The organism is Nocardia halotolerans (genome assembly GCF_042650145.1).
GTDB lineage: Bacteria > Actinomycetota > Actinomycetes > Mycobacteriales > Mycobacteriaceae > Nocardia > Nocardia halotolerans.
Genome location: NZ_JBHSDL010000014.1, coordinates 831,831 through 850,302, shown reverse-complemented (window position 1 = coordinate 850,302; position 18,472 = coordinate 831,831). Strand labels below are relative to the sequence as shown.

The following is an 18,472-nucleotide window of genomic DNA, read 5'->3' as shown; positions in this document are numbered from 1 at the left end:
GGGGCCGGAAGCGGTGCGAGGATTCGCCCGCAGATCCTGCGTGACGCCGACATGGTGGCGGTTCGTGCCGTCCTCGATCAGCGGGTCCGGCTGCCGACCGACTGCGCCAGGAACGGCCAGGAGGTCTTCAGATCATCCTCCCAGTACCCCCACGAATGTGTACCGACGCGACGGTCGTCCAGCGTGAACGGAATGTCGAGTGCACGCAGGCGGTCGGCGAGGTTCGCGGTGCAGTAGCGCACAGCCGCCTCGATCGGCCCCCCGAAGGCGATCTGGACCGGCAGCGGAATCCGGCCCTCCTGGACTCGGGTATCCGCCGGCGTGTCGTGCGGGGCGGCGGGGATACCGGAACCGGTACTCAGGTAGATCTCGGTGCCACGCAGCCCTTCCGCGTTCACGAGCGGATCATTTGCCCGCCACAGCGGCCCGTTGCGTTGCCCCCACATGTTCTCGATGCTCTGCGCCCCACCCCAGTTCTCGACCGTGATGCGGACGAATTCCTGACCGATGGGGTCCGAAGTCTGCGCGCACCCGCTGTAGGAGGCCACACTGTTCCAGAAACCGGGCTTGGCGATCGCCAGGTTCAGCACCGAGGTGCCGCTCATCGACACCCCCACGATGGTGCGGTTCCCGTCGGCTCGCAGGAATCCCTCGATCACCGGCGGCAATTCCTCGTTGAGGAATGTCTGCCACTTGTTGCGGCCCAGCGCCGCGTCATCGCGCACCCAGTCGGTGTAGTAGGAACTGGCGCCCCCGATCGGGTTCACGACATTGACGTCCTTGCCCCGCAGAAAGTCCACGGCATCGGTCTGCGCGTCCCAGCCGCTCTCGTTCGGCCCGCCCTGCGAACCGTTGAGCAAGTACATAGTCGGCCGCGGGTTCTCGGTGTCCGCGGCGCGGATGACCTGCAACTCGATCGATTTGCTCATCGCCGGGGAGAAGACCGTCACCAGTTGGCGCCGGCCGTCGATGTCGACCGCCGAGACCACGCGCGCGGACTCCGGCTCCGCGACAACCACACTCGCGGGCAGGACCAGCGCAGCCGTCGCCAGCGCGCTCAGCAGCGCCGCGTGCACTGCCGCCGTACGGATCGATCGCGGTGTTCTCACAGGGTGAACCTTTCGTATGCCGGTGGTGGCCACCGGTCGAAGACGAGCGCGATGTCCCACACGCGTGGGGCATGAGCAGAGGTTCGGTGTGTCCCTGTTCGCGGTTTGGTCAGGACGCTGAATTGTTCAGCCGGGTGGTGTGGGCCCACCTGGCTATGTCGCCGCGGTCCAGTGCGGTGGCCAGCAGGTCGGGGAATTTGTCCGGGGTGCAGGCGAAGGCGGGGATACCGAGGCCGGCCAGTGCCGCGGCGTTGTCGTGGTCGTAGGCGGGGGCGCCCTCGTCGGAGAGCGCCAGTAGTACCACCACCTGGACGCCGGCCTCTTTCATCGCACGGCACCGGCGCAGCATCTCGTCGCGGACGCCGCCCTCGTACAGGTCGGAGATGAGCACGAACAGGCTGTCGGTGGGCCGGGTGATCAGGGACTGCGAATAGGCGATCGCGCGATTGATGTCGGTGCCGCCGCCGAGCTGGGTGCCGAAAAGGACGTCGACGGGGTCGCTGAGCTGTTCGGTGAGGTCAACGACCTCGGTGTCGAACACCACCAGGGAGGTTCTCAACGACCGCATTGATGCCAACACCGCGCCGAACACCGACGCGTAGACCACGCTGGCCGCCATCGATCCGGATTGGTCGATCGCCAGCACCACATCACGCTGGACGGCCTGCGACTTGCGGCCGTAACCGACGAGCCGTTCCGGCACCACGGTGCGGTGTTCGGGCAGATAGTTGGCCAGATTCTTACGGATGGTGCGATCGAAATCGATGTCGCGCAGCTTCGGGCGGTGGGTGCGCGCGGCCCGATTGACGGCACCGGAGACCGCGGCGACGGTCTTGGCGGCGATGCGCCGCTCGATATCGCGCACCACCTTCTCGACCACCATCCGCGCCGTGGCCTTGGTCGATTCGGGCATCACCCGGTTCAGGCCGAGCAGCGTACCCACCAGATGCACATCGGGTTCCACCGATTCGAGCAGTTCGGGTTCCAGGAGCAACTGGGTGAGGTCGAGCCGTTGCACGGCGTCGCGCTGCATCACCTCGACCACGGTGGCCGGGAAGTAGGTGCGGATGTCGCCGAGCCAGCGCGCCACCCGCGGCGCCGAACCACCCAGCCCGCCGGACCTTTTCCCCGACGTGCTCGATTCACCGGTGTTGTACAGGGCGCCCAGTGCCTGATCCATCGCCTGGTCGGCGCCGGAACTCAAACCACCGAGCTGTTCCTCGGCGGCAGTGCCCAGCACGAGACGCCAACGGCGGGAACGGGTGTCGTCAGTGTCGGTCATGCTGGGTGCTCCTGGTGGTCGAGCAGTGGGCGGTGTTCGTGGCGCCTGACGGTCCGGACTGTGGCGGATGTTGTCGGGCGGCGGGATGTGAGGAGGCCGGCTGGTGGGCGGTGGCCGAGCGGTGAGTGGGCGGCTGGTCGGTGGGTGGTCGGCGGGTGGGCGGTGACTGACTGGTGGGGCCGGTTGGTGGGCGGTGACTGGACTGGTTGGGCCGGTTGGTGGGCGGTGGCTGACCGGTGGGGGTGGCTGGTGGTCGGTGGCCGACCCGCAGGCGGCGGTTGACCGACGAGTGGGGTCGGTGCACCGGTGAGGTGGGGATCATCTGGCGGCTTCGAGGATTGTGGTGGCCGTTCGCAGCGCCAACTGCCCACGGGCGGGGTCGACGGCTGCGGGCGTCGCGGGTGTGGCGGGGGCGGTTCCGGTGTCGCGCAGGGCTTGTCCGATGGCTCGGCGCTCGCCGGATTCGAAGAAGCCGAAGGTGCGCCGTAGCAGGGGCACCGTCGCGACGAACTGGTCTTCGGCCAGGTCGCGCAACCAGTCGTCGATGCGGCGCAACAGTTCTCGGTCGTGTACCAGGAGCAATCCGCGTCCGCCGAGGAAGCCGTCGATCCAGGCGGCCTTGGCGGCGGGGGTGTTGCCCACGGACAGGGCGGCGGCCAAGCGGCGGGCCGAATCCGCGTCGTCGATACGTTCGGCATCGCAGAGCAGGCGCACCGCGCGGCCACCGATGGCGCCGTGCACATCGTCGCGGTCGGCGATGCGTTGCAGGGTGGCCAGCCATTCGGTGGTGGCGTGCTCGTCGTCGCGGGTGCTGATCGCGATGTGGGCCGCGTCGATCTGGGCGCGCAGGGATTCGGCGGCGTCGGTGTCGAGGCCGGTGACGGCGCCGGGCAGCCCGGCGCAGATGCGCACCAGCAGGCTGTCGGCCACGTGCACAAGGGCCTCGGTGTCGGTGCCGCGCACGTCGCCGTAGCGCAGCGTGCGGGTCAGCCCGGGCAGGGCGCCGAGCAGGTGGGTGACGTCGTGGTCGAGGGCGGCCACCGCTTCCAGCCGCCGGATCAAACCTGCGGTGGCCCCGCCCAGATCGGCGAGCAGGGCCAGCTCGAGCGCGTCGGCGAGTTCGGTGACCGATACGCCGTCGCGGCTCGCGGTGTCGAGGATCTTCGCCTCGGCGGCGGTGCGCAGCGTCGTTCCCCAGATCGCCGCCTCCACGATGCGGACCGCGAATTCCGGTTCCCAGCGCAACGTCCACGTCTCCCGGAAGGTGCCGGTACTGCGGACCTCACCGACGGTCGGGGTGCCCCAGCCGATGCCGAGCAACCGCAACCGGTGCAACAGCTGGGACCGTTCCACATCGCGCGGTTTGCGCAGGTCGAGGTCGACGGTGCGGGCCAAGGCTTCCTGCTTCAGCCGCAGGGTCTTGATCCGTGCCCGCAGATCGGCGGCCAGCGGCACGGTCGGGGTGTCTTCCGGGACCCCGCCCAGCGTCTCGCCGACGACGAGCTCGTCGACGACCAGGCGCAGCATGGTTTCGTCGCCACCGCACATCACCGACCGCACAGCCTCGGTGACCTCCGACAAGCCCGCCAGCGGTCGGCCACGCAACGCGGCCAGGGTGTCGGCCAGGCGCACCGCTTCGATGATGTGCGCGCTCGACACCGGGAGGTCGTGCGCCCGCAGTACTCCGGCGACCTTGGTCAGCCACCGTGCCACCGGACGCTCGGTCTCGGTGAACAGGTGGTGATACCACCCCGGCGAGGTGACACCAGCGCCGTACCCGGACCCAGCGGCCAACCGTGAGTGGGTCCACGGCACCCAGGTCAGTGCCGCTTTCGTCTTCGGTAACCCTTTGAGCAGGCGCGTATCCGGGGCGGCCGGGCCGAGCGGACCGGTGAGCGCGGGCGCGTGCCACGCTCCGCACACCACCGCCAGCCGCTTCGCCCCGCTCTTGAGCACCTGCCGCATCGTCTGCCGCATGTAGGCCTCGCGCCGCAGCGTGTGCTCGTCGACCACCAGCGGTGCGAGCACGGGCTCGTCGGGGTTCGGGCTCTGTTCGGAGACGAATTCACCGGTAAGGAGCTCTGTTCCACCGTGTTCACTCGGCTCGGCGGGCGGTGTCGCTGCTTCGCCGGGCGCGGTTGGCTCGCCGGGCGATGTCCCTGAATCGTCCGGCGTGGTTGGACCGGCCTCGACCGTGGCCGGGGCATTCTCGCGCAGGGCGGCCATCGCTTCGGTGATGGCGTCGAACGCGGCGCTGTCGGGGACCGATTCGACGACGGCGTCCCACCAGCGTTCGGCATCGTCGAAGCCGGCGGCCGCGGCCAGGGCGGCCAGCGGATCGGTGCGGCCGGCGCGGTTGTCCTCCTCGATGGCGAGGACATTGGTTGCGGGCAGGTCGCAGAAGCGCACCGGGACGGTGTGTTCCACGCCGTAGCGCAGCGCCTGCCATTCCGGGGAGAACACCGCGAACGGCCAGAACGCGGCCCGGGCAGGGGAGTCGGGCACATAGGCCAGCAGCGCCACCGGCGGGGCCATCGTGTCGGCGGCGACGAAACCTACGAGCGGATCGGCGTCGGCCGGTCCTTCGATGAGGATCGCGTCCGGGCCGAACTCCTCGAGAGCCTGTCGCAACGAACGCGCCGACCCCGGCCCGTGGTGGCGGATGCCGAAGACGCGGGTCACCGGGGTACCGGAATCGTGCCCGGCAACTGAGCTGCTCGCCTTGCGGGAACTGTCCGTCACGGCCGAGTCGTTGCGCGCGATCGGCTCGCTCCGGCGGCCGCTGAGGGCTGGCTCGCCGCGTCCGTCGGGACGGGCGGTGGGTTCGCTGTGTCCTTCGTCAGGCGTGGTCGGCTCGCTGGGTCCGTCGCCGGGGGCGGTGGACTCGTCGCGCCCGCTGGTACGGGCGGTGGGTTCGCTGTGTTCATCGCCAGCGGTTGGCGCGCTGTGTCCTTCGTCAGGCGTGGTCGGCTCGCTGGGTCCGTCGCCGGGGACGGTCGGCTCGTCGCGCCCGCTGGTGCGGGTGGCGGGTCCGGTTGCCGCGTGTGCGGTGGTATTCGTGCCCGGTGGCGGCAGTGTCCTGCCGTCGGTGTGTCCGCTCATCGGAATCCCCTGTGTGCTGGTCCGTTGGTCCCCGTCGGCTGGGTGTCAGCCGGAGATTTCGCGGCAGGCGCGGTAGAAGTCGGCCCAGTCGGGGCGTTCGCGGACGACGGCCTCGAGGTATTCGGTCCAGACGACGGAGTCGGCGACCGGGTCCTTGATCACCGAGCCGAGGACGGCGCCGGCGATGTCGGAGGCGCGCAGCACGCCGTCGCCGAAGTGCGCCGACAGGGCGAGACCGTTGGTGATCACCGAGATGGCCTCGGCGGTGGACAGGGCGCCCGAGGGGGATTTGAGTTTGGTGCGGCCGTCGGCGGTGATACCGGAGCGCAGTTCGCGGAACACCCGCACCACCCGGCGCACCTCCTCGGCGGCGGCGGGAACAGCGGGCAGTTCCAGTGCGGCACCGAGCTGTTCGACCCGGCGGCTCACGATGGCGACCTCGGAATCCTCATCGGCGGGCAGCGGCAGCACAACAGTGTTGAACCGGCGGCGCAACGCCGAGGACAGGTCGTTGACACCGCGATCGCGGTCGTTGGCGGTGGCGATCACATTGAAACCCTTGGCGGCCTGCACTTCCGCCCCGAGCTCGGGAACCGGCAGCGTCTTCTCCGAAAGGATGGTGATCAGCGCGTCCTGCACGTCGGACGGAATGCGGGTGAGCTCCTCGATCCTGGCGATCGTGCCGGTGCGCATGGCGGTCATCACCGGGGACGCGACCAACGCGGCATCGCTGGGCCCCTCGGCGAGCAGGCGCGCGTAGTTCCAGCCGTAGCGGATCGCTTCCTCGGCGGTACCGGAGGTGCCCTGCACCAGCAGGGTCGAGCGGCCACTGATGGCGGCGCAAAGATGTTCCGAAACCCAGGTTTTCGCGGTACCCGGCACACCGAGCAGCAGCAGGGCGCGGTCGGTGGCCAGCGTGGCGACGGCGACTTCCATCAGCCTGCGGGGGCCCACGTATTTGGGCGTGATCACGGTGCCGTCGTCGAGAGTGCCACCGAGCACGTAGGTCACAACCGCCCACGGCGACAACTGCCACGACGGCGGGCGCGGCCGGTCATCGACGCGGGTCAGCGCGACCAGTTCGTCGGCGAAGGCTTGTTCGGCGTGCGGACGCAGGATGGTGGTGGCGGGTTCGGTGGTGGTCATCGCAGCTCCTCGAGCATGGTGGCGCGATCGGTGAGATCGTGGGCGAGTCGGTGGAATGCCTGTTGCCAGGCGGGATCTTCGGTGGTGTCGGCCAGTGCGGTGACGCGCCCGGCCAGCTCGACGGGCAGGTGGACACCCGCCGCGGTGAGCAGTGCCCGATCGGTGTAGACCCCGGCGTTGGCCTGCGACTGCCGGGCGGTGGTGCGCGCTCGCGCGCCGAGCAGCCGCAGTACGTGTGCGGCCACCGGTTCGGGCCAGGGGTGTTCGAGGCCGGGCAGGATCGCGTGCAGTTCGGTGAGCTGGTGGGCGTCGAGGTCCAGCACGTGTGCGATGCGGTCGGCGCCGGCGAGCAGGGTGAACAGTTCGCGTCTGCGCAGCACGGCCTGTTCGGTCGGTGTCGCGTGGGCGAACAGCTCCCGCGCCCACGCGGTGTCACGTTCGGTGAGGGTGGCATCGACCCAGCCGTCGACGATCGCCCTGGCATAACGGGCAGGCAGCGGCATCGCGAGCGCGGCTGCCGCGGTGCCGGTGGCGGCGGTGCCGATGATGCTCGACCAGGTCGACAGTGGTGCGGCGGCGATCACCTGGTGCAGGGTCTGCACCGAGGCATCGACGGTGTCCCAGCGCAGCTTCGGCTGATCGGTGCTGTCGGTGATGCCGTCGCGGCGGGCAGGCGCGCCGACCTCGGCGGGCACTTCGACCTCGAGCTCGCCCGCGGCTCCCACCCGGACCCAAGCCGAGAGCAGCGCGGCCATCCGCTGCCCGTAGCCCGACCCGGGGAGCCTGGTCAGCAAGCCGGCCGCCGTGCGCCGCACATCCCCGCGCCGGTCGTCGAGTGCCTGCTCGAGCAGCGGTTCGTCCGCCGCGTTCAACCCCTCGCCCAGCATCGCCAGCAGTTCGGCCTTGATCGGACCGGACTCCTTCGGCCACGCCGTGGTCAAGACCCCGAGCGCCGCCGCCGGGTCGACTCGGCGCAACCGCCCGAACCAATCCTTGCGTTCGCCGGCGGTGCCGAACATCCACACATCCTGCCCGGCGACGTCGGCCGCGCCGGGCTGCGGATCGGCAGGTTCGGCCCCACGATCAACCGGCACGGCTCCATCGGCACCACGGCCCTGTCCGGGCGCGCGGTCGCCGGTCGCGCCGCCGCCCGGGCCGGCGGCCACCGCCGATGGTCGGGGTAGCGGCTCGGCCGCCGTCGCCGGGGGCGTTGCGCTCGGGTCGACAGGGAACTCGTCCACCAACTTCGTCCAGTCGGGATTGCGTGCGGCGAGCCAACGACCCCGACCTCCGGCCATGCGCAGCAGGAACGGGCGCAGGCTCGCGTCGGAGGCGGCGGAAAGGGCTTGTACGCACAACACGGCGGGCAAACGGAAGTCCGCATCCGCTGCGGCGCCGAACCATTCGGGCAGGAAGGGCGACTTGCTCGCCAGCAGGTGGCTCAGGCGGTCGGCGGCGCGACGAGGGAGCAGCGGACGTGGATCGTCGGGCGCGGGCACCGGTTTGGCGGCGGTGCCGGGTAGCCGACCGCCGCGCAGGTACAGATCCTGGAGGGCAGCGGTGTCGAGCAGACGGGTGGCGGCTTCGCCGGGGCGCTGCGGTACCGCCGTCGCGACGGCGGAAGCCAGGTGGACGCTGTCCACACCGCGACGGGCGGTACCGAGCAGCGCGACCGACACCAGGTCCGCGAGTTCGGGAGTCGCCACACCGTGGGTGGGAAACTCCGTCTCGAGGTCGATCACCTCACCCGAGCTGAACACCGACACCGGGTCGAAGCCGTCGGCCCGCCATTCGCCGAGCACCGTCACCGGATGACCACCCGACACCGCGATCAACCGCCACGGGCGCACCCCGGCCGGCAGTGGCAGCGCGGTGCCCTCGGCGTCGGCGAGTTGCCAGCGCTGCTCGTCGCACACCGGTACCACCCCGGCCAGCAGCGCCGGCCACGAACGCAGCCACGGGTCATCGCCCAGTGCGCCCGAATAGGCATCCAGGGCATCGCCGATCGTGCTGCCACCGACGGTGGGCACGGTCGTGAACGGTTCGAGGGCGTCGTGGCGAGTGCCCCATTGCGCGCGCAGCGGGGCGGGGCCGGGGTAGTAGTGCAGGTCGGCGTCCACCTCGCTGCCGGGCGGGGGCACCTCACCACTGAAATCCGGTGACCCGAAACGGTGTTCGATCAGTAGCGCCCACCGGCCGTTGCGGCGGCCGCGCAGCCACGTGCGGCGGGTGTGCAACCGTTCCTCCTCGCTCACCCGCATCCCGAGTACGAGCCAGCGGTCCCGTACGGCGGGCTCGTTCAGCACCGTCTCGGCCGGCATCGGGTAGCCGATATGGGTTCGGATGCCCGCTCGCAGCGACTCGGGCAGGGCGTCGAGCCGACGATGGGCCGCCGCCAGCAGATGCAGGCGGGCGTACTCACGCAGCAGCAGTTCGGGCCAGTGCTCGGTGGTCACCACGGCCGCGGGGAGCCTGCGCAGCGCCTCGGCGACGCGGGGGGCCTGCGCGTCGACCATGCGGGCCGCGATCGCCTCGTAGGCGGCGAACGAGCGGTCGGTCTGGGCGAGCCCGGTACGGACCTGGTCGGTCAGCCAGGTCTCCAGTTCGGCGAGCCCCGCAGCCACCCGGCCGCGCCGCTGTTCGGCAGTGGCGGCCGACGCGGCCCCCTTCGCCTTCGGCGCGGCTGTGGCCTTGGTGGCTCGTCCGGCCAGCCACTCGGCTGCGAAATCAGCGGGCGCGTCCCGCTGCGGCACCGCCGCGCCCGACCAGGCCAGCAGTAGCGACAAGGCGTGCTTGCACGGAAATTTCCGGCTCGGACACGAACACTTGAAAGCGGGGCCGGCCAGGTCGACGATCGTTTGATACGGCTTGGACCCGCTGCCCTGGCACAGTCCCCACACCGCCGACACGGTGGCTCCGGTGTCGCGCCAGCGACTCGCCAGCTTGCGCGCGGCAGCCAGTGAGCTCGCATCGGGCGCCAGCGCGCGAACCTGGTCTTCGGTCCACGGTGCGGGTCGGTCGGTCATCGGTTCCCCCGTTCTCTGTCGCCGAAATATCTACCGGAGCCCACCGACAACTGGCGCCGCTGCGCCGAAGCGCCTGGAAAATGCTGCCGCTGTGGAAAATTCGCGCTCCGGGGCTTGCCGCGAACGGTGATGTCTGGCATTCTGACCTGTTCGGCTCGCCCGGACCACCCGCGCTGCTCAACGCAGCGTATCGCGGGTGTGAGCACCTCATCGAGCTGCCCGCCGGGGTGGGCGAGGGGTGGACATCGAGGGTCGGTCGCGGCGTCACGATGGCCATTCCACTCCCGCGGGCAGATTCGCTGGGGCCCAGCGCATCCCCTGGGCGAACGCACGGCGATCGGGTAGCGTCGCACGCAATATCTCGTCGGCCGGAAACCCGGCCGCCTGCGTTGCGCGGGGGCGTGAAGGGGGTGTCGCCGGTGTGCTCGGAACAGATCGCCGAGGTGGTCGCGCGCGAGCTCGACGCCGACCCCGCTGTGGAGCAGCGGGTCGCCGAGTATGTGCTCGCCGCGCTCACCGAGGTCGGCAGTGCGGCCGACACCACCGACTCCGGCGACACGGGTGTGTTCCTGCGGGCGATCACCGTGCACGGATTCCGTGGCATCGGTCCGACGGCCACGCTGCGCCTGAACCCCGGGCCGGGTCTGACGCTGGTCGTCGGCCGTAACGGCAGCGGCAAGTCCAGCTTCGCCGAGGCCGCCGAGTTCGCGTTGACCGGCGGTAACCGGCGCTGGGACGGCAGGACGTCCGCGTGGCGCGAAGGCTGGCGTAACCTGCACGAACCGGACCTCGCCCGGATCGAGGTGGAGCTGCTCACCACGGGCCCGGATCCGGAACTGACCGTCGCCACCCACTGGGCGGCCGGCGCCGAACTGGCCGACGCGCAGTGGACCGAGCAGCGCGGCACCGCACCGCCGACCGTCCTCGACCCGCGCACCACGCGACAGCGCCTTGACCTGTACCGCCCGTTCCTGTCCTACAGCGAACTCGGCGCCCTCGTCGACGGAAAACCGAGCGACCTGTTCGACGCCCTGCACCGTCTGCTCGGCCTCGACCAGCTCGCCGCCGCCGCCGAGCTGATCCGCACGCGCAAGCTCGAACTCGAACGCGCCGTGAAACTCTCACGCCACGACCACGCCGATCTGCTGGCCGAACTCGCCGCGGTCGACGACGAGCGCGCTCGCCGTGTCGCCGAATTGCTGCAGGCGCCCGAACCCGATCTCGACGCGGTGGCCGCGGCGGTGCAGGGGTCGGTACTCGGCGTGGAAAGTCCCGAAGGTCTACGTGCCGTCCTGCGCCTGCGATTGCCCGACGCGGCCCGAGTCGCTGCCGCAGTCGACCGGCTCGTAGCCGCCGCGACCGACCTGGATCGCCACGCCACCGCCGACGCCGAATCCGACCTGCGGATTCTCGAGTTGCTCACCCGTGCAAGAGAACACGTGGTGGCCGCCGGCACCTGCCCCTGTCCGCTCTGCGGTCGCGGCGGCCTCGACGCGGACTGGCTCGCCGACACCGACACCGAGATCGCCCGCCGCAGCGCCGAACTGTCGGCCCTGCGCGCGGCCCGCGCCGAATTCGACGCCGCCCTGGCGCGGGCACGCACGCTGCCCACCGCCCCACCCACTGAATTCGGCGAGCCGACAACCGTTCCCGCACAGGGTGACCCGCTGAGCGGAGGTCGGGAGAAGGTGGCACGGCTCTGGTCGGAGTGGGCCGCACTGGGCGTGGCCGACTACGACGCGCACCTGCCGGACCGGCTGCGTACCGCCCACACCGCCGTCAGCGCCGAACTCGCAGCCCTGCAACGTGATACCCGCGCCGAGCTGGCTCGTCTCGACGCTGTGTGGTCGCCTCTGGTGCCGCGCGTGCTCGCCTGGCTGGACCCCGCCCGCGCGGTCGCCGCCGATGCGGCCGAGTTGCGGGTGGTACGCCGGGCGGCCGACTGGCTCAAGTCGGCCACGGCGCGGATCCGGGGTGAGCGGATGCGGCCGCTCGAGACCACGGCACGCTGGGTGTGGAGCACCTTGCGGCAGCAGAGCAATGTGGAACTCGGTGCGATCCGGTTACAGGGCAGTGCGGGCACGGCGCGGCGGGTGCTGCTCGATGTCACCGTCGACGAGGTGGACGGCGCCGCGCTGGGTGTGATGAGCCAGGGTGAGTTGCACGCGCTCGGATTGTCGCTGTTCCTGCCGCGGGCCACTGTGGAGCACAGCCCGTTCCGGTTCGTGATGATCGATGATCCCGTGCAGGCGATGGATCCCGCCAAAGTCGACGGGCTGGCCCGGGTGCTCGCCGAAGTGGCCTCGACCCGGCAGGTGATCGTGTTCACCCACGACGAGCGGTTGGCCGAAGCGGTGCGCCGCATGCAACTCGACGCCACGGTGCTCGAGGTGCAGCGCCGGGAACGTTCCGTGGTGGAGCTGCGGGTGACCGGTGACCCGGTGCGCCGCTACCTCGACGACGCCCGCTCCCTGCTGCGCACACCGCAGCTGCCACCGGCCATCGCCGACGAACTGGTCGCCACCTGCTGCCGTTCGGCCATCGAGGCGGCCGGTCTGGCCAAAGCCCGCCGCGAACTGCTCGCCACCGGCCTGGCGCACGGCGAAGTGGAACGCCGCGTCCGCAACGCGCACACCACGCGCGCCATGATCACGCTGGCCCTGATGGGCCCCGGCGCCCGCGTCGACGACCTCAACAAGCACCTGAGCGCCGTCGGTGGCCGCTGGCTCGTCGGTGTGCTGCGCGACGCCACCGCGGGCGCGCACGTCCCCATCGACCGTCCCATGCGCGAATTGATCAGTGACACCGAACGATTCATCACGTGGCTGCGGGCCCACGAGCCGGCCGGGGTGCGGGCATGACCGGTCCGACGCCGCCGTGAACCGCCGCAGACCGCGCCCGAGGTTCACCCCGCGCCCCACGGTGGCCGACCGGCTCGCGGCGGCCGAACAACTGCTCGACGGCTCGGTCTCCGATGCCGGTGGGGTGTGGTCGCGTGCGGTGGCATGGATCCTGCGGCTCGCGCTGGAACAGGCGGTCGACGAACTGTGGGCCCAGATCGCCCCCGAGCTCATGCGCTGCCCGATGCGGGCGCAACTGCTGGCGTTGCGGGTTTACGCGGGTCCGGAAACGGCGGGCCGGGTCGGGGCACTGTGGGCGGCGTTGTCGCGTGCCGCGCATCACCTCGATTACGAGATGGCCCCCAGCGTCACCGACCTGAGCCGCTGGCGTGAGCAGACGGCCGAGCTCTGGCGCGCGCTCGAACTGGTGCCCTTGGCGCATCAGCCGCTCCACTGACCCATGGCGGGCGGCCCACCCGTCCGGTTGGCTGCCGCACCGATGACCGGGCAGGATGAGCACATGGGTGAAGCGAAGCCGTGTCCGTGCCGCCGCGGCGAACAGTTCGACGCCTGCTGCGGGCCGATCCTGGCCGGTACGCGCCCCGCACCGACCGCCGAAACTCTCATGCGTTCGCGCTACACCGCCTACGTCGTCGGTGACACCGACTACCTGTTGCGCTCCTGGCATCCGGATACCCGCCCGCCCGCGCTGGAACTGGAGCCCGAGCAGCGCTGGCTGTTCCTCGAGATCGTGCGCGCCGAACGTGGCGGCCCGTTCGACGACAACGGCATCGTCGAATTCATCGCTCATTACCGGCTCGACGGCACGCGCGACACGATGCACGAGGTGAGCACCTTCGTGCGCGTCGAGGGCGCCTGGGTCTACCTCGACGGCACCTTCGCGGCCTGAACCAGCGATACTGCTCTGCGTGCCCCGCATCGCGATCGAATACTGCACCCAATGCCGCTGGCTGCTGCGCGCGAGCTGGATGGCCCAGGAACTGTTGAGCACCTTCGACACCGAACTCACGGAGGTCGCGCTGGTCCCCGGCCAGGGCGGTGTCTTCCGCATCACCCTCGACGGCGACCAGTTGTGGGAGCGCCGAGCCGACGGCGGGTTCCCCGACATCGCTGTGCTCAAGCAGCGGGTCCGCGACCGGATCGCGCCCGAGCGTGACCTCGGCCATGTCGACCGTCGCAACTGAAAGCTACCCGTAAGTAACTGTTACCTGCGAGAACAGTGCGTCCCCGGCGTGGTGATGCGTCACCGAAGTACGCTCGTAGGGAGTCACCAGGTGAGGTCGCCCGGCCAGGAGGTGTGCGATGAGCATTCAGCCCGATCTCGACCCAGCGGCACGCAGTGACCGAACCGAGCCGCTGGCACACACCGAATACGGCACGGTCAGCGGGATCTGGGACGGTTCGGTCGCCGTCTGGCGCAGCATCCCCTACGCCGCCGCTCCCACCGGAGCCACCCGGTTCGCCCCGCCGCGACCACCGCAACCCTGGGGCGGAGTGCGTGACTGCGCCGTTTTCGGCGACATCGCGCCGCAGGCGATGGGCGCGATGGTGCCCGTCGACTCGGATCTGCAGATGGGTGAGGACTGCCTGTGGGTCAACGTCTGGTCGCCGCAGCCGGTTCATCCATCGACACCGGGAAGTGACGACGAACCGCGCCCGGTGATGGTCTGGTTGCACGGCGGCGCCTACTGCCTCGGCACCGCCGCGCAAACCATCTACGACGGCCGCAAGCTCGCCGAAGCGGGTGACGTGGTGGTGGTGACGGTGAACTACCGGCTCGGCGTGCTCGGTTTCCTCGACCTGTCCAGCTTCGGCGACCAGTTCACCGCCAACCTCGGCCTGCGCGATCAGCTGGCCGCGCTGGCCTGGGTGCGCGACAACATCGCCGCCTTCGGGGGCGACCCCGCCAATGTGACGGTGTTCGGTGAGTCCTCGGGCGCCGGCTGTGTCACCGCGCTGCTCACCTCGCCGGCCGCGGCGGGGTTGTTCCACAAGGCGATCGCCCAGAGTCCGCCCGCCACCACGGTATTCGGTCAGGAGCGCGCCGCGGTCGTCGCGCAGCGCTATCTCGAACTGCTCGAACTTGCTCCGGGCCAGGCGGATCAGCTGCTGGAACTGCCGGTCGAACAACTCGTCGAGATCGGCGCCGTCCTGCTCGACGAGGTGCCGACCAGGGAACCGGGCCGATTGGCCGCGGCACCGGTGGTGGACGGTGACCTGCTGCCGGAATACCCGATTCACCGTTTCCAGCAGGGGCTTTCGCACCAGGTGCCGTTGCTGATCGGCACCAACCGGGACGAGGCGTCGCTGTTCCGGGTACTGAAGTCGCCGATCATGCCGGTGACTCCCGACGCGGTGAACGCGATGCTCAACGATGTGGCCGCCTCGCACCCGGAGATGTCGCACGAACGGATCGCCGAGATCACCTCCGCCTACCGCGATCTCACCAAAGTCCGTGGCGCCCTGGCCATGTCGACCGACGCGGCGTTCCGGATGCCGGCCGCCTGGGTGGCCGAGGGGCACGCGCAGCACTCGCCGACCTGGATGTACCGCTTCGACTATGCGACACCGATGTTGAAGGCGGCCCGCGTCGGAGCGGGCCACGCCACCGAATTACCTTATGTCTTCGGAAATTTCGGCACCTTGAACCATGATCCGACCTTCTGGCTCGGTGGGCGCAAGGCTTCGCTCGCGGTCTCGGGCCGGATGCAGCGGCGGTGGATCGCCTTCGCCACCCACGGGGTGCCCGCGGCGCTGGACGGGTCCAAACACTGGCCGCACTACCGGCCCGCCGACCGGACCACGCTGCTGATCGACGCCGTCGACCGCGTGGTCGACAACCCCGACGCCGACCTGCACACCGCCTGGGGTGATCAGGCCGTCGGTTTCAGCTGAGGAGACGACGACGCCGGGCCGTCACCGCGTGATCGGCGAGGGCCCGGCGCCGGTGGTTCACACGTCGGTGGAGAAGCGGATACCGCCGTCGGGAATCACGACTCCCGGCCACACCCGCGCGCCACGCAGCAGTTCACAGCGTGCGCCGACATGGGCGCCGTCGCCGATCACACCGTCACGCACCAGCGCGCGCGGACCGATCCGGGCGCCGAAACCGACGATCGACCGTTCCACGGTCGCACCCGCCTCGACGACCGCGCCGTCGAAGATCACCGCACCGTCGAGTCGCGCACCCGCGCCGATCTCGGCGCCCCGCCCGACCACGGTGCCGCCGATCAGCAGCGCGCCCGGCGCCACCCCGGCACCGGGATGCACCAGCGACTCACCACGCTGACCCGGCAGCGCGGGGGAGGGGGCGATTCCGCGCACCAGGTCCGCCGAGCCGCGCACGAAGTCCTCGGGGGTACCCATGTCGCGCCAGTACGAGGCATCGACGTGGCCCTGTACCCGCGCCCCTTCGGCCAGCAGCGCGGGGAAGACCTCGCGCTCCACCGACACCGGGCGACCGGTCGGGATCTTCTCGATGTACTCGCGGCGGAACACGTAGCAGCCCGCGTTGATCTGATCGGTCGGCGGATCCTGGGTCTTCTCCAGAAATGCGGTGACCCGGCCGTCGTCGTCGGTCGGCACGCAACCGAAGGCGCGCGGATCGCCCACCCGCACCAGGTGCAGCGTCACATCGGCGTTGGACGACTCGTGGGTGTCGAGGATCGCACCCAGGTCGGTTCCGCCGAGCACGTCACCGTTGAACACCATCACGTTGTCGGCGCGCAGCTTGGGCAGCACGTTGCGGATGCCGCCACCGGTGCCCATGGGCTCGGTCTCGGTGACGTACTCGAGTTCCAGACCCAGATCCGAACCGTCACCGAAGTGCTCTTCGAACACCTCGGCCTTGAACGAGGTGCCCAGCACCACGTGGGTGATCCCGGCCTCGGCGATGCGGGCCAGCAGGTGGGTCAGGAACGGCAGTCCGGCCGTCGGCAGCATCGGCTTGGGCGCCGAGAGGGTGAGCGGACGCAGCCGCGTGCCCTGTCCGCCGACGAGGATCACCGCGTCGGTGCCTGGATTGCCTGACATCTGTGTTTCCCCTAGTCGAGGTGGACCGGCCCCTGCGGGCTGGTTCGCGCTTGCTCACGCAGCGCTGATCGAACCGCAATCCGGGAGCGGACCGCAAGTCCGGCCCGCAACGCACCCCGCAGCGGCGCCTGCCACCAGTGCGGATGCCGGTCGGCCTGGAAGCGGTAGGCGCTGGCGTGGTGGGCGGGCAGCATCAGCTCGGGGTGCTTGCCCGCGGCGTGGCCCTTGGCATGGGTGACCTCGGCGGTCGGGACGAAGATGTTGTGCCAGCCCGCCTTGCCCATGCGGTCGCCGAAGTCGACGTCCTCCATGTACATGAAGTAGCGCGAGTCGAACCCGTCGATGGTGTCGAACGCGGCGCGGCGCACCAGCAGGCACGAGCCCGACAGCCAGCCGACCACCCGCTCGGAGATCTCTTCGTTCTCCTGCCGATAACGCACCGACCAGGGATTCTTCGGCCAGATCGTGCCCAGGATCGCGTGCCCGGCGCCATCGGCCAGGCCGGGGACGCTGCGCGCGGACGGGTAGACGCTGCCGTCGGGCTCACGCACCATCGGTCCGAACGCGCCGGCGCGCGGCCAGCGCTTGGCGGCGGCGAGCAGCTTGTCGATGGAATCCACACCCCAGCGGATGTCCGGGTTGGCCAGGATCACGAACTCGATCGACGGGTCGATCTCGGCCACGGCGCGGTTGATCGCGCCGCCGTAGCCGATGTTGCCGCCGGTGCGCAGCAGCCGTACATGGGAGTTGGCCTCGGCCACCAGTTCGGGCACGCCGTCGGTGGACCCGTTGTCGGCCAGGATCACCTGCGGCTTCTCGCTGGTGGCGTCGGCGAGGGTGGTGATGAAGTGCTCGAGGTGCTCGCCCGGTGAATAGGTCACCGTGACGACGGCGAGGCCGGCTGGGGCAGGAGAATCGGCTGCGTTCACGACTGCGGAGCCTAGTCGGACAACCGGCGCAGTGTGTCGGTGAGTGCGGATCGCCAGGAACGCAACGGGGTGAGCCCCGCCTCGTTCCACGCCCGCGGTGACAACACCGAATATGCCGGGCGCGGTGCGGGTCTGGGAAAGGCACTGGAATCGCAGGGCAGCACGCGCGCCGGGTCGGCGCCCAGCTCGGTGAACACGGCGACGGCCAGGTCGTACCAGGTGGCGGTGCCCGCGTTGGTGGCGTGCAGCACCCGGGGCGCGCCGGGCCGGGTGGTGAGTTCGAGCAGGCCGGCGGCCAGGTCGGCGGCGCTGGTGGGCGAGCCGAGCTGATCGTCGACGACGGTGACGGTGTCACGTTCGCGTTCGAGCCTGCGCATGGTCGCCACGAAATCCCCGTCGGCACCGCCGTACACCCATGCGGTGCGCACCACCTGCGCGCTCGGATCGAGTTCGCGTACAGCCTGCTCACCGGCCAGTTTCGATTGTCCGTAGACGGTGGCCGGTCCGGTGGGGGCGTCCGGTTCGTAGGGTGCGCGGGCGGTGCCGGGGAACACGTAGTCGGTGGAGAGGTGGATCAACCGGGCGCCGGCCGCGGCACATGCGGCGGCGAGCACGGCCGGTCCGGTGGCATTGGCGGCGAACGCGGCGTCGCGGTCGGTCTCGGCGGCGTCGACGGCGGTGTAGGCGGCACAGTTCAGTACCACCGTGCCCGGGCTCAGGACGGCGTCGACGGCGCCGCGATCGGTGATGTCGAGGTCGGCGCGGCCCAGCCCGTGCGCCTGCGGTGCCAGGCGCAGGATTTCTCGCCCCAGCAGCCCGTGCGCTCCGGTTACGATCAAGCGAGCGGGGGCGAGGAAATCGGCGTTCACGCGGCCAGTCTGGCACGCCGAGGCACCTGAGGTTGGGCTCGACTGTGGTAACTGTTGGTTAGCCTGCGTGCTGGTGGGTTTGCCGGGGGAGGTGCGGCGCCGAGTTCGTCGAGAGG

General features: G+C 70.4%; 13 protein-coding genes. 5 read left to right on the top strand and 8 right to left on the bottom strand.

Annotation, left to right across the window (positions count from 1 at the left end; genetic code table 11):
- Nucleotides 1-77 precede the first annotated feature (77 nt).
- The 5 genes from ACFO5K_RS14555 to ACFO5K_RS14535 all read right to left on the bottom strand — a co-directional run bounded on the left by ACFO5K_RS14555 (nucleotide 78) and on the right by ACFO5K_RS14535 (nucleotide 9,665).
- Nucleotides 78-1,109: an alpha/beta hydrolase gene (locus ACFO5K_RS14555; RefSeq protein WP_378561814.1), complete on the bottom strand. Its 1,032-nt coding sequence runs from the start codon at nucleotides 1,107-1,109 to the stop codon at nucleotides 78-80.
- 109 nt (nucleotides 1,110-1,218) lie between these two features.
- Entirely contained in the window at nucleotides 1,219-2,391 is a 1,173-nt protein-coding gene (locus tag ACFO5K_RS14550) for a VWA domain-containing protein (RefSeq protein ID WP_378561811.1), read from the bottom strand.
- A 318-nt stretch (nucleotides 2,392-2,709) separates the two neighbouring features.
- A complete protein-coding gene (locus tag ACFO5K_RS14545) occupies nucleotides 2,710-5,493 on the bottom strand; it encodes a DUF5682 family protein (RefSeq protein WP_378561808.1) in 2,784 nt (927 codons plus the stop codon).
- Between the two features lie 45 nt (nucleotides 5,494-5,538).
- The gene (locus ACFO5K_RS14540; protein WP_378561805.1) at nucleotides 5,539-6,639 is read right to left on the bottom strand and encodes an ATP-binding protein; all 1,101 of its coding nucleotides are present in this window, start codon (nucleotides 6,637-6,639) and stop codon (nucleotides 5,539-5,541) included.
- A complete protein-coding gene (locus ACFO5K_RS14535) occupies nucleotides 6,636-9,665 on the bottom strand; it encodes an SWIM zinc finger family protein (RefSeq protein WP_378561802.1) in 3,030 nt (1,009 codons plus the stop codon). Before ACFO5K_RS14535 ends, ACFO5K_RS14540 begins: the two co-directional genes overlap by 4 nt.
- Before the next feature lie 419 nt (nucleotides 9,666-10,084).
- Between ACFO5K_RS14535 and ACFO5K_RS14530 the strand changes: the two genes are divergently transcribed.
- The 5 genes from ACFO5K_RS14530 (at nucleotide 10,085) to ACFO5K_RS14510 (ending at nucleotide 15,421) form a co-directional block, all read left to right on the top strand.
- Nucleotides 10,085-12,526 carry an AAA family ATPase gene (locus ACFO5K_RS14530; RefSeq protein ID WP_378561799.1) on the top strand — a complete coding sequence of 814 codons (2,442 nt, stop codon included), beginning with the start codon at nucleotides 10,085-10,087 and terminating at the stop codon, nucleotides 12,524-12,526.
- A 61-nt stretch (nucleotides 12,527-12,587) separates the two neighbouring features.
- Entirely contained in the window at nucleotides 12,588-12,962 is a 375-nt protein-coding gene (locus ACFO5K_RS14525) for a hypothetical protein (protein ID WP_378561796.1), read from the top strand.
- Between the two features lie 63 nt (nucleotides 12,963-13,025).
- Entirely contained in the window at nucleotides 13,026-13,415 is a 390-nt protein-coding gene (locus tag ACFO5K_RS14520; protein WP_378561793.1) for a YchJ family protein, read from the top strand.
- Between the two features lie 19 nt (nucleotides 13,416-13,434).
- The gene (locus ACFO5K_RS14515) at nucleotides 13,435-13,710 is read left to right on the top strand and encodes a SelT/SelW/SelH family protein (protein ID WP_378561790.1); all 276 of its coding nucleotides are present in this window, start codon (nucleotides 13,435-13,437) and stop codon (nucleotides 13,708-13,710) included.
- Nucleotides 13,711-13,828: 118 nt separating this feature from the next.
- Nucleotides 13,829-15,421 (top strand): carboxylesterase/lipase family protein, encoded by a 1,593-nt coding sequence (locus ACFO5K_RS14510; RefSeq protein ID WP_378561788.1) that lies wholly within the window; start codon nucleotides 13,829-13,831, stop codon nucleotides 15,419-15,421.
- Nucleotides 15,422-15,478: 57 nt separating this feature from the next.
- Here ACFO5K_RS14510 and ACFO5K_RS14505 read toward each other — a convergent pair whose 3' ends face one another.
- The 3 genes from ACFO5K_RS14505 to rfbD are packed head-to-tail and all read right to left on the bottom strand — an operon-like array spanning nucleotide 15,479 to nucleotide 18,356.
- Complete coding sequence (locus tag ACFO5K_RS14505; protein ID WP_378561785.1) at nucleotides 15,479-16,558, bottom strand: sugar phosphate nucleotidyltransferase; 1,080 nt, start codon at nucleotides 16,556-16,558, stop codon at nucleotides 15,479-15,481.
- 11 nt (nucleotides 16,559-16,569) lie between these two features.
- Nucleotides 16,570-17,487, bottom strand: coding sequence for a glycosyltransferase family 2 protein (locus ACFO5K_RS14500; protein WP_378561782.1), 918 nt, complete (start codon nucleotides 17,485-17,487; stop codon nucleotides 16,570-16,572).
- A gap of 11 nt (nucleotides 17,488-17,498) precedes the next feature.
- Nucleotides 17,499-18,356 carry a dTDP-4-dehydrorhamnose reductase gene (gene rfbD / locus ACFO5K_RS14495; RefSeq protein ID WP_378561779.1) on the bottom strand — a complete coding sequence of 286 codons (858 nt, stop codon included), beginning with the start codon at nucleotides 18,354-18,356 and terminating at the stop codon, nucleotides 17,499-17,501.
- Nucleotides 18,357-18,472 lie beyond the last annotated feature (116 nt).